Consider the following 18,342-nt stretch of genomic DNA (forward strand, 5'->3'; position numbering starts at 1 on the left):
GATGATCAGCCCCCCTGCACGAACAGCCGCTGTCTGGCAGCGCGATACAAGAAGAATAGCGGAATGAGCAGCACGGCGAACCAGAAGATCTGGATGCCGAGCACATTCCATATCCCGACGCCCTTCACCCGGCCCGTAAAGACGGAGCCCGGCAAATAGGTGATCGCCTGGAACGGCAGCACCTTCAGGATGCCCGACAGCCAGCCCGGGAAGAGACTGATCGGAATAATAAGGCCCGAGAACAGATCGACGATGACGCGCTTCATCCGCATCAACCCCTCGTTATTCTCTACGAAGAACGCCAGCAGACCGGTAATGACATTGATCTGCGAGTTGATCAGGAAGCTGAAGAACAGCATAACCAGGAATCCCGCCCACGCCGCAGGATCACTCGGCAGCTTCACCGGGAACAGCAGCATGGCAATCGCCATGCCCGGAATCATGAACAGCATGAACCGGAACATGCCCTCGCCGAGGCCCTGCATCATTTTGGCCAGGACATAATTGTAAGGACGGATGAACTGGATCGCAATGCTGCCGTCGCGGATATCGGTTGAAATCTCCCGGTCCAGATTGTTGAAGTAGAATGCTCTGGCCATCCACGAGACAGCCACGTAGGTCGTCATCTGGGAGGCGGTGAAGCCGCCAAGCGACTCCCCTTCTCCGTAAATGGCTTTCCAGGTGAAATAATTGACGCCAATATTCAGGGAGTAGATGAGAATGCCTGTGTAATAATTCAGCCGGTAAGCCAGCATCGTCAAGAAGCGGATGCGAATGAAATCGAAGTAGGCGTCAAGCAGCAGACGCCTTTCGCTGCGGGCGGGCTTCGCCTCTCCTCCGAATCCGCCTCCGGCCGGGGCGGCGGCTCCCGCCGTTCGCTTAAACATGGCCGGCTCCTTCCCCGGAGACCGCCAGAACCGCCTCTTCGCTCTTGCTCGCCGAGCCCGACTGGTAAATGCTGCGGACGATGTCATCCGTATTGGTCTCGATAATCTTGATGTCGGTGATGTCGGCCTGCCCGACGACACGGGCGAGCACATCGGAGACGTTCAGCTCCAGCGGAATCCAGGCTGTCGCGCCCAGCTGGTTCTCGGCCGACCATCTAACCGGCATGCCGAATGTCAGCTCCTCCAGCTTGGTTAGCCTGGTTGGCGCGCCGAATTGGAACTCGACCTCGCGGCCGGTTCCCCAGCGCTGCTTAAGCTCATCCAGGCCGCCATCGTAGATGATCCGCCCGTCATCGAGCATGATGACGCGGGAACAGAGCGCTTCGATATCCTGCAGGTCATGCGTCGTCAGCAGGATCGTTGTTCCGTGCTCGCGGTTCATGTCCTTCAGGAAGGAGCGAATCTCCGATTTGACCACGATGTCGAGACCGATCGTCGGCTCGTCCAGGAAGACGATTGACGGGTTGTGCAGCAGCGCCGCAACCAGCTCACAGCGCATCCGCTGGCCCAGGCTCAGCTTGCGGACCGGCCGGTTCAGCAGTTCCTGCAGCTCGAGCCGTTCTACCAGCTCGTCCAATCTTTTCCGGTAATCGGCCTCGCCGACCCGGTACACCTTCCGCAGCAGCTCGAAGGATTCTACAACACCGATATCCCACCAGAGCTGGCTGCGCTGCCCGAAGACAACGCCGATGTTGCGGACGAACTTCTCCCGCTCCTCGTAGGGAACGTAGCCGCCGACGGTCAAGTGACCGGAAGTCGGCACGAGAATGCCGGTCAGCATCTTGATCGTAGTGGACTTTCCGGCCCCGTTCTCGCCGATATAGCCGCAGATCTCGCCCTCCGGGATCTGAAAGGAGATGTCCTTGACGGCCATCACTTCATTGTATTCCCGCTTAAACAAATCAACGAAGGCCCCTTTGAGGCCTCCGCGGTTTTTTTGCACTTTAAAGGTTTTTCGCAAATCCTGCACATCTATAGCTGCCATATTCTACCTCTCTTGCCCGTTATGGTTCATTCAACATCCCATTATAAAGGAACAGGCGAGAAAGCACCACCCATTTGCTTCTTACAGATTGCCTGCAGCCATACCCGTGAAGGGCTGGCTGTCTTCCGCCTCCAGATGTCCGGAACGAATGACCTTCGTGCGGAGATATTTCTCATTAAACACAGACACGTCACCCCACAGCGGAACGCGTCTCGCCACATTCATTCCCGCAGCCTTCAGAGCTCTCAGCTTCTTCGGGTTGTTGGTGATGAGCGTCACCGGCTTCGTCCGGAGCGCCTTCAGGACGCTGATTGCGTCCGAGTAGTCCCGGCTGTCATCTTCGAATCCAAGCTCCAGATTCGCTTCAACAGTGTCCAATCCTTCTTCCTGAAGCAGGTAAGCGAACGCTTTGCTGAAGAGGCCGATGCCTCTGCCCTCATGGTTCGCCAGATAGAAGAGCGCGCCGGAGCCGTTCTCTACGATCATCCGCATCGACTGGCGAAGCTGGAAGCCGCAATCGCAGCGTTTGCTGCCGAATATATCGCCGGTATGGCAAATGCTGTGCACCCGGATCAGCGCCTGCTCGTCATGCTCGAAGTCGCCGTAGACGAGGACGCTGGATTGCTGGCTGTCAGCCAGCTTCATGGAAGGCAGACGGGCGATCAGCTTCTCCGTCATATCTTCGCCGGACAATTCCTGCCGTTCCTCTTCCGTAACATGCAGCCAGCTGTACCATTTGAAGGTGACCGTCTCTCCATCCAGATTTACCGGAAGCGTAATGGGTCCGACGAGAATATTAGCGGAATCACCGCGATCAATAGTTTGAATTTTGTTCTTAAGTATGGAAGCAATCTCCGGTTTAATCATGAGAGCGCACCTTCCTCGGTTATAAAATGTCGATTTAACTGCCGCGACCGACAGTAGTCGTTACTTTTCAAACAAATGTATGGAGTAACTATTTGTAAGTAAGTTTACCATTGTAATATATATTCGTCAAGTTATAATGTATATATAAATATTTATAATTACTTTTTGTAAGTCTGTGGTATACTAATGGCAGAGGTGATTCCATGAAGGACTTTGAAATGTGTCCCCGCTTTGAGAAAGCGGTCGATATGCTTAGCAAGCGCTGGGTCGCGCTCATTGTCTTCGTTCTCATGAAGGGTCCGCGCCGTTTCGGAGAAATCGAAGGCTGCCTGTCCAATCTCAGCGGCAAGGTGCTGTCCGACCGGCTGAAGGAAATGGAGTATGAAGGAATTATCGAGCGCAAGGTTTATCCGGAAATTCCGGTACGCATCGAATATTCACTCACACGCAAAGGCGAAGCGCTTGCTCCTATTCTTAAGGAAATCAGCGGCTGGTCTTCAGAGTGGATCGAGCTGGAAGCTGTCAATTGAGATTTTATTAGCCGAAAAAGCGCCTGTATTGTCACTTAACGATTAGGAGACAATAAGGCGCTTTTTTGCTGTTGTCAGAGATGGTCCGAGGATCTATATTACTTCATTTTTCTGGCCAAAAAAATACGTTCCAGCTTCAGCTCGATCATCCGCTCTTTCCACGCAAGCATCTGGTTCTCGTCGCCTTCGCCGTTCTCCAGCTTGCTGAACAGCTCCTTAAGCACGACATTGATATCCTCAAACCGGCACTGAAGCTCCTTCTGCCGGCGCTCGCTCTCGGTAGTACCGGCTTCCTTACGAAGGGATTCTATCAGCTCGGCTTGCCACCCCGCATCCCCAATTTGTTTCGCATAGTTGTATAGGTCCAGATAATCGTCGATTGACATAGCCTTCACTCCCCTTTTCGGTTCATTTATACCAAGTATTATACTGAGAATAATGGAATTTGCAATACAGAAGTAAAAAAAGGAAGAGCTCTCCTCCAAAGAGAGCGGCTTCCCCAAATGCTTAATAGTGAATAGAGCTTATTTACCTCGTTTATTATACCATATCAGGGCATGAAGCTGCGGCAGCACGCGGGCTGCATTCATATCCGGGTCAGCAATCGCCTTATTGAACAGCCATTCGAGACGCCCGAGAAGCCGCGCCGAAATGTCGCCCTCTTCGGTTACATTGTCGTTGCCCGGCTGCAGGTAGAATGGAACATCCGGGTAACGCTTGTGAACTTGAACTGCATAATCATAATCTATGTCATCAAAGACGACAACCTTCAGGCTGTATGAACCCCGCGCGTTCATCCCGACCTCCGTCAGAATGGAATCCAGCATCGTCCAGTCAGTGGCCATACCGGAGCTTGGCGGCTTCGGACTTACTGTCAGGGCATCCACTTCAAGGAACCAGTCCTGCCAGCGGCTGCCCTGCGTCTCAATGGCGACCTTGATGCCGCGATCATGTAGAAGCCCGATGAGTTCGGAGATGCCTTCGCCGATCAGTGCCGGATTTCCGCCGGAAATGGTTACGGTATCGAACCGGTCTCCGCCGATCTCCAGCAGGCCGGACAGCACTTCCTCCGGCTCCATCATCACCCGCAAATCCTTGGCGCTCCCGTCCCAGGTGAACGCGGAGTCGCACCAGGAGCACCGGTAATCGCAGCCGTAAGTACGGACGAACATCGTCTTGACCCCGATGACCGCCCCTTCCCCCTGAATCGTCGGACCGAACATTTCGATGACTGGAATTTTGGTGCTCATAGATCGCAACCTCCATTCAGGCAGTAGGCCGGCCCATGTTCGGGAATGTCGGCTGCCAGCACTTCAGCCCAGGCGGTCGGAGTCTCCCACAGCTTCACGGAATAGACAGGCAGTCCGCTTGTTTTCAGCGTATAGGCGATGTAACCAGCCAGGTTCTCAGCGGTCGTGCGGAAGGACAAGACGGCCACCTTGGAGCCTGAGGCCTCTAGCGTCTCAAGAACAGGTTCGTCCCCTTTGGCCATAAAAGCGTGGTCCAGCTTGTCGACGATTCTCGCCTTGACCAGCGCCTTGATATCGCCGAAATCGGCGACAAAGCCCTCGTCGGACCGACCTTCTTCGGTTACAGGCCGGCCCTTAAGCACAACTTCCAGCCTGTAGGTGTGGCCGTGAACGTTGGCGCATTTGCCTTTGTGTCCGATTAGCTGGTGCGCCGCATCGAACGAGAATATTTTGCATACGGATACTTCGTGCAGCATCTTACCCGTTCACCGTCTTTCGAACGGCTTCATACTGCTGAAGCCCCCGGTTCCGGAGCTGGCAGGCCGGACATTCGCCGCAGCCGCTCCCCTTAATCCCGTTATAGCAGGTCAGCGTATGCTCGCGGATATATTCAAATTGTCCAAGCTCGTCAGCCATCTGCCAGGTTTCTTTCTTATCCAGCCACATGAGCGGGGTATGGATGACGAATTCGTAGTCCATCGAGAGATTGAGCGTCACGTTCAGCGACTTCACGAACACATCCCGGCAGTCGGGGTATCCGCTGAAATCCGTCTGGCACACACCGGTTACGATGTGATGATAGCCGAGCTGCTTCGCCAGAATAGCCGCGAACGACAGGAAGAGCAGATTACGTCCGTCAACGAAGGTGCTGGGCAATTCGCCTTCCTCGCCGGCCGAGATTTCAATATCGCTGCGGGTGAGGGCATTTGGAGCCAGCTGGTTCAGCAGGCCAAGATCCAAGATATGCTGCTTCACCCCGAAATGGCCGGCGATTTCCTTGGCAACCTCGATTTCCGCCGCGTGCCGCTGGTTATAATTAAAGGTAACGACCTGAACTTCTTCGAACTGCTTCAGAGCCCAAGCCAGACAGGTCGTACTGTCCTGGCCGCCGCTGAAGACGACTAGCGCTTTTTTATTCATGGGATTAATTCCTCTCCTTAATCTGCTTAAATATTGCGCAAGAACCATTCCGAAACCTGATGATTACCGGTTATCTACCTTCTCCGGATATAAATCGTGGTTCAGCAGCCGATGCTCAGCCATGGTCTCGTACTTCGTTCCCGGGCGTCCGTAGTTGCAGTAAGGATCGATGGAGATGCCGCCGCGCGGTGTGAATTTGCCCCACACCTCAATATAGCGCGGGTCCATCAGGCTAATTAGATCATTCATGATAATGTTGACGCAGTCTTCGTGGAAATCGCCGTGATTGCGGAAGCTGAACAGGTACAGCTTAAGCGACTTGGACTCCACCATTTTCACTTCCGGAATGTAGGAAATGTAGATCGTCGCGAAATCGGGCTGGCCCGTTACCGGGCAGAGGCTTGTAAATTCTGGACAATTGAATTTAACGAAATAATCGCGTCCCGGATGCTTGTTGTCGAACGATTCCAGCACACCCGGATCATAGCCGAAATTGTATGCTGTTCCCTGGTTGCCAAGCAGCGTAACCTCGGGCATTTCTTCTTTCTTTCTACCTTCGGACATAACAAAAAATCCCTCTCTTTTCCATCGGCGCACCGGCGCCAGTATATTGGAAAGAAGAACGAGACTTCATCAAACCTATCCATAAGACTAAGAAAAGCACAAGCAGACATGCCGGTCCCGGCACATCGTTCTTAGTTTTTTATAGAGGGAGTTTGCGAACCTCTCCCGCGACTATAGCCGCGGAATTCTTCTTCAGTTAGTTCATGCGTTAGAACTATACCATAGGTAACAGCAATAGACAAGATTATTCACGAAGGCGCAAACGGGACACAGCAGATGAATCCGCTTGTCCGTTTGCTCTTGTCATCTTCTGTATTCCGATTCATTGGATTTATGACCGAACTTCTTGCAAAGGACTGTTGCCGGCAAGGTTGATATCCTTGTTTAACTCAAATCGTCTGAGACGAAGTGAATTGAAGAGAACGGACACCGAGCTTAAAGCCATTGCAGCGGCGGCCACCACCGGGCTAAGATAGCCGAATGCCGCCAAAGGAATTGCGAGCAGATTATAGATGAACGCCCAGAACAGGTTTTCCTTGATGATGGACATCGTCTTGGACGAGAGGCGAATTGCCGACGAAATGGCCAGGAGATTATCATGCAGCAGCACAATATCGCCAGTCTCAATAGCCACATCCGTGCCTGATCCGATCGCAATGCCGACATCGGCGGCTGCCATGGCAGGGGCGTCGTTAATTCCGTCCCCGATCATGGTCACGACTCTGCCCTTGCCCTTCAGCCGTTCAATCTCTTGAGCCTTATGCTCCGGCAGCACCTCTGCCACTACATGGCGGATGCCCAGCTGCCCGGCGATGGCTTCCGCTGAACGGATGTTGTCGCCTGTAAGCATATGCAGCTCAAGTCCCATGCTCTTCAGCTCGTTAACGGCTGCAAGCGCTCCATCGCGAAGCTTGTCCTGTAATCCGGCTGCGGCTCTCACCACCCGGTCAACGGCAATGAACACCACAGTCTTCCCGCTATGGCGCAGCAGCTCCAATGCCTGCACGTCAACCTTCTCCAAGTCCACTTCATGTTCGGCAAGCAGCCGCTGTGAACCTACCAGCACTTGGACGCCGCCAACGTCAGCGCAGACCCCTTTTCCCGGTATGGAAATAAATGTGTCCGGGTCCGGGATGCCCTCCGCGAACAGTTCCATGCCTGCTTTATGGATGGCCTGGCCCAGCGGATGCTCGGAGCGCTTCTCCGCCGCAGCAGCGAGGAACAGGATGTCGTCCCGGCTCAATTCTTTGTCACCCGACTCTTCCAACACGATCAAATCGCTCAAATGCAGCTTCCCGGAAGTCAGTGTACCGGTTTTATCAAACACCACGTCCGTGATCTTCCCGGCAAGTTCCAGTTGCTCTCCGTTCTTAATCAGTATTCCGTTCTGGGCGCCTCTGCCCATCCCCGCCATAATGGCTGTGGGAGTCGCAAGCCCGAGGGCGCATGGACAGGATACGACCAGCACCGCCACAGCTTTTATCAATGCCAGGTCAAGGACAAACGCCGTTCCATCGTAAACGCCCCAGTACCACCCTGCAAAGGTAATAAAGGAAGCAAGTAGGACGAATGGAACGAAGTACGTCGCTGCCTTGTCGGCGATTTTCTGGATCGGCGCTTTACTGTTCTGAGCCGCTTCCGTCATCTGTACGATCCGTGCCAGGACAGTGTCACCGCCCACTTGAGTTACCCTGAACTTGAATGTGCCGTGCTGATTGAGGGATGCACCGGTAACGGAATCATGCTCGCCTTTGAGCACCGGTGTGCTCTCCCCTGTCAGCATGGATTCGTTCACATACGAGCTTCCTTCAGTGACGACGCCGTCAACCGGTATTTTCTCGCCGGGCCGCACGGCGACTATATCCCCTACCTGCACCTCGGCAATGGGGAGGTCCAGCTCTATACCTTCCCGCTCCACCCGGGCAGATTTGGCCTCCAGCTCGAGCAAAGCACGGATGGCGCTGGAGGTTCTGCCCTTGGCTGCGGATTCCAGATATTTTCCAAGCAGGATTAAGGTAATGATGACGGCAGAGGCTTCAAAATAAACATTCAGCATTCCCCCGATAACGAGCGGCTCTTTATAAATAACCGTATACAGGCTGTAGCCGAACGCTGCACTGGTTCCAAGCACAACCAGAATGTCCATAGTCGCTTGTCTGGCTTTCAGGGAATAGAAGGCGTTCTTGTAATACGGCCAGCCGATGATGAATTGAACAGGCGCTGCAAGCGCCAGCTGGACTTTCCAGTTATGCAGCAATATCGTCTTGTGTCTGACCGTATCCAAAGCTTGCGAGAACCATGTCTCCTGCCCCCTGTAGACGAGATCATGACAAAATCCGAGGCCTCCCAGAACCATGCCCAGGAAGAGCGGAAAACTAAGCAGAGCAGATATCAGAAGCCGAGTTCTCAGCCTGCTCATCTCCGTCCCTCCGCCTTTGCGGCGCCGATTGTATTTCCCCTCTTGCCCCTTGATGGATGCCGAGAATCCCAATGATTCGATAACCCGGACGACCTCCGATAGCTCCAAGGTTTCTTCCTCATATTCGACAAGTACTTTTTCCGCCACATAGCTGACCGATACTCTTTGGATTCCTTTCAGTCTGCCAAGTGCCGCTTCTATTGTCCTGGAACACAATGTGCAGGTCATTCCATCTACCCGCAAGGTTGTTTCCGCCACTTCAGCCCCTCCTCTCCCAATTTGTTATTCTTTCGCCGGTCCACGGTAAAAGAATGCAATTTCACATACACCATCAGCTCGTACTTTACATACACCATCAGCTCGTACTGTCACTCCGTAACCGTGATGCGGCTTTCAATCATTTCCATCCAGCAGGTAAAAGGAAAATCTCCCGCCTCCTTCGGCGTGAACTCCACAACGTTATCCCCGGCCACAAGCTTCTTACGTATATGAAAGGCCGGGACAATAATCTCGTTGTTGCAGTCATTCAACTGATCGCGGCTTACCCGAATGATCCACCTGACCGGGATTCCTTTCTTGACCGTAATCGGAGAGTAGCTGTCTTTACCAACGATGGTGACAGCAGTCTGGATCTCCTGATCGCCGTTCTCTGCACCTTGGGGAGACGCAGTGGGTGTAGCCGTGGCAGCCGGCTTGGGAGAGGACGTAGACGCCTTCCCTGCCGCCGCAGCCGATTCTTTCTTGCCGTCGGAAGTCTTCGATCCTTTGGTATCGGACTCGGCAGATTTCGCTTTGTTCGGTGACGCAGACGGAGCAGTGCTCTTCAACCCCTCTTCCTTCTTATGGTCCTTGCCATTCAAGGGAGTCGGGTCCGGCGTAGGCGTCGGCTTGCTTGCTGTTTTGGGAGATGCTTTGGGCGGCGCAGTCTTATGCGGGGTTGCAGCTGGAGCTGTGGAACCGTTAATGTTACCTGAGCTCCGCGTCACCGCCGTAGCAGCTGCCTGTCCGCTTTGTTCCTGAGTATGCCCGGTTTTCCTAACAGAAGCAGGAAAGGTTGGCCTTGATTCTGAGGCTGCATGAGATGCGCTCTTCGGGCTAGGAGTGGCTGAGCTTTTTACTTTCCCGCCATCAGATAACAACTGATCCCGATCGTAGCGGCTTATGTCATCCACAACGACGATGCTGCTCCGGATCATTCCCATCCAGCAGGTATACTCCAACACTCCTTCCTGCTTAGGGGTGAAGCTGATCGTATTGTCGCCGGCATGAAGCTTTTGCTCGATCTTTAACCTGGGAATGCTGAGCGCATCGTTGCATGTGTTCAGATTCTCTTTTTCAATATGCAGATTCCAGGTGACGGCTATTCCCTTTTGCACGACGATCTGCGGATAGCTGTTCTTTCCTGCTTGCGCAGCCGCAACCTGGGATTGGCCGTTCGGGTTCAGCCTGGCGATCACCGCCTGTGGGCTAATATGCACTTTTTCGTAAGGAAGAGAAATGCCTGCCAGGGCAAACCCTCTGTTAAGCATAACCAGACCCAGCGTAATGACGATCAGGGCGCTTGCCTTTAGTACCTGTCCGGCGAACTTCTTGCTCAGCATCGGGTGGACTGCTCCGAACAGAAAGAGCATTGGAACCGTGCCCAGAGAGAAGACCAGCATGGAAAGAGCTCCATGGACAATACTGCCTGTTCCAAGCGCGTATAACTGCATAATTTGTAAGGGTCCGCAGGGCATTAAAGCGCTGAGTATGCCTATTGAAAAAGGCCCCAGACCGGAAGCCCCGTTCCGGATCACATTGAATGCGAACGAGGGCATGCTCAAATTGAATCTGCGCAAAACCTTGAACAATCCTAACAGATTGAATCCCATAATAATCATGAACAGACCGCCGATTAGAGGGATGATTCCGCGCCAGATTCCCGGCAACTGGAAGACCTGGCCGATCCCGCCCGCAAGTCCCCCAAAAAGTGTATAGGAGACAATCCGGCCGCCATTGTAGCGGATGGAAGGGATATATCGCTGAAAGCGTTCAAGCTTGTTCAGCTCTTTCCGGCCGCGCATGGACTGGGAAATTGCAATCCCTCCGCACATGCCTGCACAATGAAAAGATGTGAGAATGCCAACTGTAAAAATCATGCCATAGCCTGCATCCATGGACAGCTGGGGGACATTCTTCATCAGGACCAAATCCAGAACAAAGCCTCTCCATTCCGGATGAAGCCAGAGCAGTATGCAGGCTGACAGGACAACCGCTGCTGCGAGGAGCCATCTTATTCCTTTTCTGATGTCGCGAGTCTGCCGATTCCGCTCTTCAGCTTGACTAGTTTCCGTGAAGTGATCAGACATTGTTCCTCCTACATTGTTAGCCGGATTATCCATTTACATTTCGTATCCTGATCTCATCGTTCATCCGAAATTCATTCCGCTGCTCCCTGCCTCCGCGTTAACCTTATCGAAGAACAGCAATTAGTCCATATGCCCCCTCCCACTGCTCGCATCTTGATCGCTCTCAGCCGGCGTATCGACGGCGGTTACATCCTGTGAAAGGGAAGCGACATGCAGCGTGTCCCCCTCGATTGTCCCGGTTACATAGATAACGATATTCTTCTCTTTCTTGATGCTGTCGATCAACACGGCGGCCAGCTTATGGCCTCTCTCGTCAAACTTGTAGTATTTATACTTGCCGTCTGCCTGCAGGACGTCGATTCCGAACCCGGATGAAGCGCAGCCCGGCATCAGCAGGCATTTCTTCGAATGTTTAGTCGGGTCGCTTGTTCCGCTGTGATGGCCTTCGATAAGAATACCATCCAGCTCCTGCAAATCAGCCGCCGTACCGCCGCTGCCGCCGGGAGCTATCTTCACCACCTGAAGCTTGCCGGGTACTAGTCCATCAATCGCATCCACGAGCGCTGTTCCGGATTCGATACCGGCTACAGCTTCAGTTCCGGCAAGTGTTTCATCTCCTGCCCCGGTCAGTGAATAGACGGTGTCGCTGCCGCTGTCAGTCTTCACCTTCAGGCTGAAGCCTTCCGCAGATTGAACAATGGAGCCGGTATACTCCTGCTCAGCATTGAAAGCCGGCGGCTGCACGTCAAGCGGCTCCGCGCTGCCTGCTTTGGCCAGAAAGAACACGGCCTCTGACCGGGTTAACGGCTTCTGCGGTAACAGATATCCATCGGATGATGCTTCTATGTATCCTTGAGCTGCCGCCTGGCGGAGCCACTCTCCCTCTTCTCCGGTAGGAAGATAAGCGATATCTTTATATGCGTTCAGAGTATCTGCCGAAACTTCCTTCCAGTTAAGGGCAGCCGCAAAAGCTGCGGCGGCCTCGGCCCGCGTCGCTGGCTGGCCCGGCCGGAAAGCGCCGTCCGCATTCGCGCTTAAATAGCCATCTTCAACTGCCTGGCTAATCGCCGATGCATACCAAGAGCCGGAACGCACGTCGGAGAAGGATTCTGTTTTCTTCGAGTTCTCATCCGGGAAGGCCTTCGTGAGCAGAACTGCCAGCTCCGCTCTGGTAATTGGAGAGTCGGGATGGAAGCTCCCGTCCTGATAACCGGTCAGAAGCTTTTGCCCGATTGAACGCTCAACAATCGACTCGCTCCAATGACCGCTGTAATCTTTGACGCCCACATGACCTTCATGAGCGTAGACCGGAACTACCCCCGCCTCAAGGGCAGCCGTAATCGCCAATATAGCGAGAGGCGCCCTTTTTACCGCTGATCTGTACTTTTTTTGCATCATCTTCATCTTCCACTCCTCCTTAAATGAGTTCACATGTTAATTCCGATTTATTTCATAAGTTTTATGTGATTTAATTCACTATACAACGATCATTTATGCGTTACTATAGCCTTTTCTAGCTATTTATGCCGACGGAGTGTGACAAAATAGAAAATCAATTAAAAGCGAGGGATTCGAAATGACGTACAGACAAATGAAGTGGTTGATCCTGACGATTCCAACTTTCACGATGGGCCTGTGGGAATACGTGCGGCACCGATTTCTGCTTCCTTACATTTCGATGGATCTGGGAAATTGGCTGGCGCCGGTTGTTGTATTTATCGCATCCCTGCTGTTCCTGATCCCGCTGTTCTCAATGATCGAGAAGAATCAGGCGGAATTGAATGAGGCCCGCAGCATGCAAGCCGCTCTTCAGGAACGGGAGCAGTTATCCAGAGAGCTGCATGACGGCATTATGCAATCCTTGTTTCTTCTGAACGCCCAGGTGAGCCGGATGGAACAAATATCTGATAACGATGGCATCCTGCTCCAGTCTTTTAAAGAAAGCATTCACCGCACCAATGTATACGTAAGAGAAGCCATCGCCAATCTGCGGTATCCGACCGACTGCCTCTATGTACCCTGGGTTCAAGGGATCGAGCGTCTGGTGGACACCTATAAGCAGGAGACCGGCTTGTCGTTCAAGCTCGAATGGGACTTACCGGAAAATCTGCTGACGACGAAGGAGAAAATTGAGCTGTTCGCCTCGGTTCGCGAAGCGCTGGTCAATATCCGCAAGCATGCGGAAGCGAACAGCGTCCGTATTGAAGCCGCGCCTACGGCTAACGGGTGGAAGTGCCAGGTATGCGATGACGGCAAGGGATTTGCCGAAGCCCCTTCGCATGAGAGCCGGTATGGCCTCAAAATGATGGAAGACCGGGCGAGAACGATGAACTGGCATTTTGATATCGGAAGGAACGAGGGTGAAACGGTGTTCAGCATTCGAAAGGGGGAAGCGGCGTGAATACACCGATCCGAGTGCTTGTAGTTGACGATAGCGATCAGGCCCGGGAAGGCATTCATACCATCCTTGGCGACGATCCGGCATTTGAATTCGTAGCCGAGGGCAAAGACGGCGCCGAAGCAATTGCGCTGACGGAGATATGGATGCCGGATCTTATTTTGATGGACATACAAATGCCTGTGATGGACGGTCTGGAAGCAACGAAACGGATTAAAGAAAGATTCCCTTATGTGAAAATCGTGATTCTTACTGTATCCGACGATATTACCCATCTGTTCGAGGCTCTTAAAAAGGGTGCGCAGGGTTATATGCTGAAAAATTTAAAGCCGGAATCCTGGCATGAGTATTTACGGGCGATTGCCTTGGACGAGGCCCCGATGACCCGGGAGCTTGCCCATCTTCTTCTGAACGAGTTCTCGCGGATGAGACAGCCGGAGGCATGCGGAGACCCGCTGACCGGGCGGGAACGGGAAATACTGACACTGGTCGCCAAAGGCTTGTCCAACCGTGACATTTCGCAGCAATTAATCATATCCGAACATACGGTGAAGAATCATTTGAAAAATATTATGCAAAAGCTTCACATGGAGAATCGGGTCCAGCTTGCAAGGTACGTCTATGAGCAGAATTGGCTGGGTTAGCAGGCAATTGGTGAGCGGGCGCGAAGGGATTCCTGATTTAATGTTGACAGATTGGAAAAATAAGTTATCATAGTTCTATGACTATTGAACAAACATTAATTAACGATGAGCAGCGTGTGCATATTTTCAAGGCACTGGCCGACCCCACCCGCCTGCAAATTCTCCGGACACTGAGAGACAGCAGAACGGAGCTGAACTGCGGAGAAGTCGGTGAACGTTGCGAAGCCTCCAAGTCGAACGCCTCTTACCATTTCCGTACCTTAAGGGAAGCGGGATTGATTCTCGTTAGAAAGGAAGCCCAGACCAAATACATACAAATTCGACAAGAAACGTTCGATCAATATTTGCCCGGATTCCTGGATACCCTGTGATCCGGTTTTTTAGCGCCTTTTAGTTAAATAGTTATTTAACTAATGAAATAATGGAGGTTTTTTTATGCAAAAAACAAGTCTTACGCTCTTCTTCCTCATCATGTTCATCGTCGGCACAGATACGTTCCTGATCAGTCCGCTGCTTCCGGTGCTTCGTGAAGACTTCGGGGTATCCACGGCTCTATCCGGATGGATGGTCAGCGCCTATGCCCTCGGCTATGCTCTGTTCGCCTTGATCGCCGGCCCCTTGTCGGACCGGTTGAACCGTAAGCCCGTCATGATTGCAGGAATGCTTGCCTTCACGCTGTCAACTGCGCTCTGCGCAACCGCATCCGGATTCTGGAGCATGCTGCTGTTCCGGTTCCTCGCCGGCGTAAGCGCGGCATTCGTAACCCCTCAGGTATGGGCATCCATCCCGATTCTTCTGCCGAAGGAACGGATTCTTCAGGGCATGGGAATTGCAACCGCCGGTCTCTCCTGCGCGCAGCTGCTCGGTCTGCCTCTGGGCGGATTCTTCGCCGTTCATTCCTGGAAGACCCCGTTTCTGGTGATCGCGGGCTTCTCTCTCCTCCTGTCATTGCTTCTGTTCCCCCTTCTGCCCTCCATACCCTCGAGGCTTGAGAAAGGAACAGCGTCCAATCTTCTGAAACCGTACGGCTCTCTTCTCTCCTCTAAAACCGCCATTTTAGCTTTCTCCGCTTACTTCGTATTTCAAATCGGCAACTTTGCCGTCTTCTCGTTTCTTGGCTCCTGGCTCTCCAAATCATTTGGGCTTGGCGTCTCCCATATCGGCCAGGTGATGCTGTTTCTCGGACTCGGCAATCTGCTTGGAAGCCTGTTCGGCAGCCGATTAAGCGGACGCTTTGGCCGTTATACGGTCCTGGCAGGAGGTATGCTAATGAATGCGCTGCTGTTCCCTCTGCTGGCCGTAACCGGCAATTTGGGAGTCATACAGGCGGAACTGGTGCTCATTTACGCAATTGGCGGCATGCTGTTTCCGCTCATGGTCAGCATTCTGCAAAGTCTTACGGTTAACGCAAGAGGGACGGTGTCGGCCCTTACAAATACGCTTATGTATCTGGGAACAACAATTGGTGCAGCAGCTGCGGGGGCCATGTACCAATCGACAGGGATGTTCCTCAGCGTCGCGATCGTTACGGCCTGCTGCCTGATTCTGTCCTTATGGCTGTTTTATCGAAGCAGCGCCGCCGCACCGGCACGGATTCAATCCGAAAAAGCGGGGTAAATTACTCATTATAGACTTGATGTACGACAAACGCGGCAAAGGATGGGATTACCTTATGGAAGAGCATGTGAAGCTGCTGGCGGATTGGCTGGATGAACATACCGGGGAGACCGTCGTCATTGAGAAACAGGAATTGGATGACGGCGACAAAGTGTATTTCAAGCTGGGCGGCGTTGATTACCGGGACTCGAATTCCGTGATCGATGATTATCTGGACAGCGCGCTGATTCTCCATGGAACGGGGAGCACCATGAACGGAGACGGAGAGCTTGTCGCGCTGCCGGGTACGAGCTACGAGATCGCCGTAAGCGGTCTGAGCTTCGGATCAGCCGGAAGCGACAAAGTAACTGCCAAGACTGAACGCGCCAATTATACATTGACGATTGAGTGAACGGCGGCAGAATGTCTGTAGGGTATAGCTGTATTCGTACTTCTGATGAAGATGAAGAGCTGCGGGAATGATTTTTCCCACAGCTCTTTTTGACTAAAGTATGCGTTCTGAGAGGATATGCCTTTTGAGTGAGTATGGCATTCTGATGCATCCTTGAACGATAAAGCTTCTCCGTTCCGCTCTGTCAAACGTTCCCGGACGTTGGTTCCTCGCCGATTATCTCAACTTCCGTCTCAAGCACGACCCCGAATTTCTCATTGACCTTCTCCCTGACATGCGCGATCAGTCCAATGTAATCGCTGGCTGTCGCATTATCGGCATTGATGATGAAGCCCGCATGCTTCCGGGATACTTCCGCTCCGCCGATCCGCGTACCTTGAAGGCCGCTCTCCTGAATCAACTGACCGGCGAATCGTCCGGGCGGGCGCTTGAACACGCTGCCGCAGGACGGATATTCCAATGGCTGCTTCGATTCCCGCAGCTCGGTTAACCGGTCCATCTCCGCCTTAATGACAGCGGGATCGCCAGGCTTCAGCGCAAACCGCGCTTCGAGAATAACGTATTGCCCTCTCGTAAAGACGCTCTTCCGGTATCCGAACTGAAGCTCCTCGCCTGCGAATGTGACGAGCTCACCCTTGTTGTTGATCGCCAGTGCGCTCTCCAGCACATGGGCGACTTCGCCGCCATAGGCTCCGGCATTCATGTACAGAGCGCCTCCGACAGTCCCCGGAATGCCGCAGGCGAACTCCAGGCCGGTAAGGCCATGGCTCAGCGCCGTACGCGAGGCTTCAATGAGCTGAGAGCCGGCCTGCGCCACGACGCAATCATTCTCTACACGTATATCATTAAGACCCGAGGTCTGCAGAACGATGCCGCGTACACCGCCGTCGCGGATGATGACATTCGAGCCGTTTCCCAGAGTGGTCAGGGCAATCCCGTTAGCGGCCGCATAGGCGACAACCGCCTGCATCTCCTCATAGGTTCCGGGTGCAACCAGAATGTCGGCGCGGCCGCCCATTTTGGTAAACACATGATCCTTCAGCGGTTCCGCGTTCTTGACCGTACCTGTATGTACCCGTTTCGTAAGTTCTGTCTGTATGTGGTTCATATCCATGGATTTGCTCCTTTTGATCCTTACTTGGCTTAAGCAATCCTCACTTTAACAACGAACAGGCTCCCTTGTCAATGACGGGAGCCCCTGCAAGCCTATGAAGTTGCTGTTCCAGATTGATGCCGGAGGCTTATTCCGCAGCAGCCGATCCTGCCCGCAGACGGTATTCCTCACGGCGTGCGCTCCGCTCCCGCTCGCTTACCCGCGGGCAAATGTAGCAGAGGCTCCCGGCTTCGGTGACATCGTGCAAGATGAACTTCTTAGACAGCCTCACGTCCGGCAAGACTGTGTGGAAGGCATAGCGGAAGTCCGGTGCGCGGGTCCTCCACGATGTCCGCTTCAATGCCGAAAACCTTGCGCAGAACCTCTGGTGTCATCACTTCGCCTGGGGTTCCTTCGCTGATCACAGTGCCTGATTTGATCGCAACCATATGCTGGGCGTAGCGCGAGGCATGATTCAGGTCATGAACGACCATAATAATGGTTCTTCCTTCCCGATCATTCAGCATTTGGAGCAGCTGCAGCACTTCAAGCTGATGGGCCATATCTAGGAAGGTCGTCGGTTCATCGAGGAACAGAATTTCCGTCTCCTGTGCAAGAGCCATGGCAATCCAGGCACGCTGCCGCTGTCCGCCGGAGAGGCGTTCGATCGGCCGGTCTCCAAATGCGGTCATACCGGTAACTTCAATCGCATTCGCCACAATCCGGCGATCCTCGGAAGTCAGTGAGCCGAAGCCTTTTTGATGCGGATAGCGTCCGTAAGCAACCAATTCGGATACCGTCAGTCCGTCCGGAGCAGTGGGATTCTGCGGAAGTATAGCCAACTGGCGGGCCACTTCCTTGGTCGATTGACTGTGAATGGATTTGCCATCCAGCAGCACGCTGCCTCCGGCCGGCTTCATCAGCCGGGACATCGTTTTGAGAATCGTCGACTTCCCTGATCCGTTCGCGCCTACGAGCGCTGTGATCTTTCCGGTTGGAATGGTCAGATTGAGGTCTTTAACAATAATCGACTCCGAATATCCGATGCTTAATTGATTCGCGTTCAGGCGTTCCGCCATTTCACTTCACTCCTCATCCTCATCAAAGCGGTATAACCGCTGTAATAGTAACCGTTCATGTCCCTGCTAT

General features: G+C 53.2%; 19 protein-coding genes and 1 riboswitch. Of the genes, 6 read left to right on the top strand and 13 right to left on the bottom strand.

Translation table 11 applies throughout. From position 1 onward, the window contains the following. Positions 1–5 precede the first annotated feature (5 nt). From PSTEL_RS14395 to PSTEL_RS14405, 3 genes are all read right to left on the bottom strand, one after another. Entirely contained in the window at positions 6–800 is a 795-nt protein-coding gene (locus PSTEL_RS14395; RefSeq protein ID WP_038700960.1) for an ABC transporter permease, read from the bottom strand. Positions 801–879: 79 nt separating this feature from the next. Then, the gene (locus tag PSTEL_RS14400; RefSeq protein WP_038696291.1) at positions 880–1,932 is read right to left on the bottom strand and encodes an ABC transporter ATP-binding protein; all 1,053 of its coding nucleotides are present in this window, start codon (positions 1,930–1,932) and stop codon (positions 880–882) included. Positions 1,933–2,013: 81 nt separating this feature from the next. Continuing rightward, positions 2,014–2,799, bottom strand: coding sequence for a GTP cyclohydrolase II (locus PSTEL_RS14405; protein ID WP_038696293.1), 786 nt, complete (start codon positions 2,797–2,799; stop codon positions 2,014–2,016). Between the two features lie 203 nt (positions 2,800–3,002). On the opposite strand from PSTEL_RS14405, the gene catR reads away from it, so the two are divergent. Next, entirely contained in the window at positions 3,003–3,329 is a 327-nt protein-coding gene (gene catR / locus PSTEL_RS14410) for a catDE operon transcriptional regulator CatR (protein ID WP_038696295.1), read from the top strand. A gap of 98 nt (positions 3,330–3,427) precedes the next feature. Here catR and PSTEL_RS14415 read toward each other — a convergent pair whose 3' ends face one another. The 8 genes from PSTEL_RS14415 to PSTEL_RS14450 all read right to left on the bottom strand — a co-directional run bounded on the left by PSTEL_RS14415 (position 3,428) and on the right by PSTEL_RS14450 (position 12,454). Beyond that, positions 3,428–3,715 carry a hypothetical protein gene (locus PSTEL_RS14415; protein ID WP_052098498.1) on the bottom strand — a complete coding sequence of 96 codons (288 nt, stop codon included), beginning with the start codon at positions 3,713–3,715 and terminating at the stop codon, positions 3,428–3,430. Between the two features lie 138 nt (positions 3,716–3,853). Continuing rightward, complete coding sequence (queE, locus tag PSTEL_RS14420) at positions 3,854–4,579, bottom strand: 7-carboxy-7-deazaguanine synthase QueE (RefSeq protein WP_038696297.1); 726 nt, start codon at positions 4,577–4,579, stop codon at positions 3,854–3,856. Further along, positions 4,576–5,055 (bottom strand): 6-pyruvoyl trahydropterin synthase family protein, encoded by a 480-nt coding sequence (locus PSTEL_RS14425; RefSeq protein ID WP_038696300.1) that lies wholly within the window; start codon positions 5,053–5,055, stop codon positions 4,576–4,578. Before PSTEL_RS14425 ends, queE begins: the two co-directional genes overlap by 4 nt. Position 5,056: 1 nt before the next feature. Next, a complete protein-coding gene (queC, locus tag PSTEL_RS14430) occupies positions 5,057–5,719 on the bottom strand; it encodes a 7-cyano-7-deazaguanine synthase QueC (RefSeq protein ID WP_038696307.1) in 663 nt (220 codons plus the stop codon). Between the two features lie 63 nt (positions 5,720–5,782). Further along, positions 5,783–6,283, bottom strand: coding sequence for a preQ(1) synthase (gene queF / locus PSTEL_RS14435; RefSeq protein WP_038696308.1), 501 nt, complete (start codon positions 6,281–6,283; stop codon positions 5,783–5,785). A gap of 125 nt (positions 6,284–6,408) precedes the next feature. Further along, a riboswitch (PreQ1 riboswitch) is annotated at positions 6,409–6,452 on the bottom strand. Positions 6,453–6,614: 162 nt separating this feature from the next. Then, positions 6,615–8,960, bottom strand: coding sequence for a heavy metal translocating P-type ATPase (locus tag PSTEL_RS14440; protein WP_084065093.1), 2,346 nt, complete (start codon positions 8,958–8,960; stop codon positions 6,615–6,617). 110 nt (positions 8,961–9,070) lie between these two features. Continuing rightward, positions 9,071–11,050 (bottom strand): sulfite exporter TauE/SafE family protein, encoded by a 1,980-nt coding sequence (locus PSTEL_RS26335; protein WP_052098499.1) that lies wholly within the window; start codon positions 11,048–11,050, stop codon positions 9,071–9,073. A 120-nt stretch (positions 11,051–11,170) separates the two neighbouring features. Then, positions 11,171–12,454: an S-layer homology domain-containing protein gene (locus PSTEL_RS14450; RefSeq protein WP_038696312.1), complete on the bottom strand. Its 1,284-nt coding sequence runs from the start codon at positions 12,452–12,454 to the stop codon at positions 11,171–11,173. 172 nt (positions 12,455–12,626) lie between these two features. Between PSTEL_RS14450 and PSTEL_RS14455 the strand changes: the two genes are divergently transcribed. The 5 genes from PSTEL_RS14455 (at position 12,627) to ymzB (ending at position 16,100) form a co-directional block, all read left to right on the top strand. Then, complete coding sequence (locus PSTEL_RS14455) at positions 12,627–13,451, top strand: sensor histidine kinase (protein WP_038696313.1); 825 nt, start codon at positions 12,627–12,629, stop codon at positions 13,449–13,451. After that, positions 13,448–14,092, top strand: a complete 645-nt coding sequence (locus PSTEL_RS14460; RefSeq protein ID WP_038696315.1) for a response regulator — start codon at positions 13,448–13,450, stop codon at positions 14,090–14,092. The genes PSTEL_RS14455 and PSTEL_RS14460 overlap by 4 nt, the downstream gene beginning before the upstream one ends. A gap of 77 nt (positions 14,093–14,169) precedes the next feature. After that, the gene (locus PSTEL_RS14465) at positions 14,170–14,463 is read left to right on the top strand and encodes an ArsR/SmtB family transcription factor (protein WP_038696321.1); all 294 of its coding nucleotides are present in this window, start codon (positions 14,170–14,172) and stop codon (positions 14,461–14,463) included. A gap of 64 nt (positions 14,464–14,527) precedes the next feature. Continuing rightward, positions 14,528–15,709: an MFS transporter gene (locus tag PSTEL_RS14470; protein WP_038696323.1), complete on the top strand. Its 1,182-nt coding sequence runs from the start codon at positions 14,528–14,530 to the stop codon at positions 15,707–15,709. A gap of 19 nt (positions 15,710–15,728) precedes the next feature. Continuing rightward, a complete protein-coding gene (gene ymzB, locus PSTEL_RS14475) occupies positions 15,729–16,100 on the top strand; it encodes a protein YmzB (protein WP_245624959.1) in 372 nt (123 codons plus the stop codon). Between the two features lie 184 nt (positions 16,101–16,284). On the opposite strand, the gene murB is transcribed toward ymzB, so the two are convergent. Beyond that, positions 16,285–17,214 (bottom strand): UDP-N-acetylmuramate dehydrogenase, encoded by a 930-nt coding sequence (murB, locus tag PSTEL_RS14480; RefSeq protein ID WP_038696327.1) that lies wholly within the window; start codon positions 17,212–17,214, stop codon positions 16,285–16,287. A gap of 257 nt (positions 17,215–17,471) precedes the next feature. Beyond that, positions 17,472–18,272, bottom strand: coding sequence for an ABC transporter ATP-binding protein (locus tag PSTEL_RS14485; protein WP_038696329.1), 801 nt, complete (start codon positions 18,270–18,272; stop codon positions 17,472–17,474). Positions 18,273–18,342: the final 70 nt, after the last annotated feature.

It is taken from the genome of Paenibacillus stellifer (genome assembly GCF_000758685.1).
In the GTDB taxonomy this organism is placed as follows: Bacteria; Bacillota; Bacilli; order Paenibacillales; family Paenibacillaceae; genus Paenibacillus_AQ; species Paenibacillus_AQ stellifer.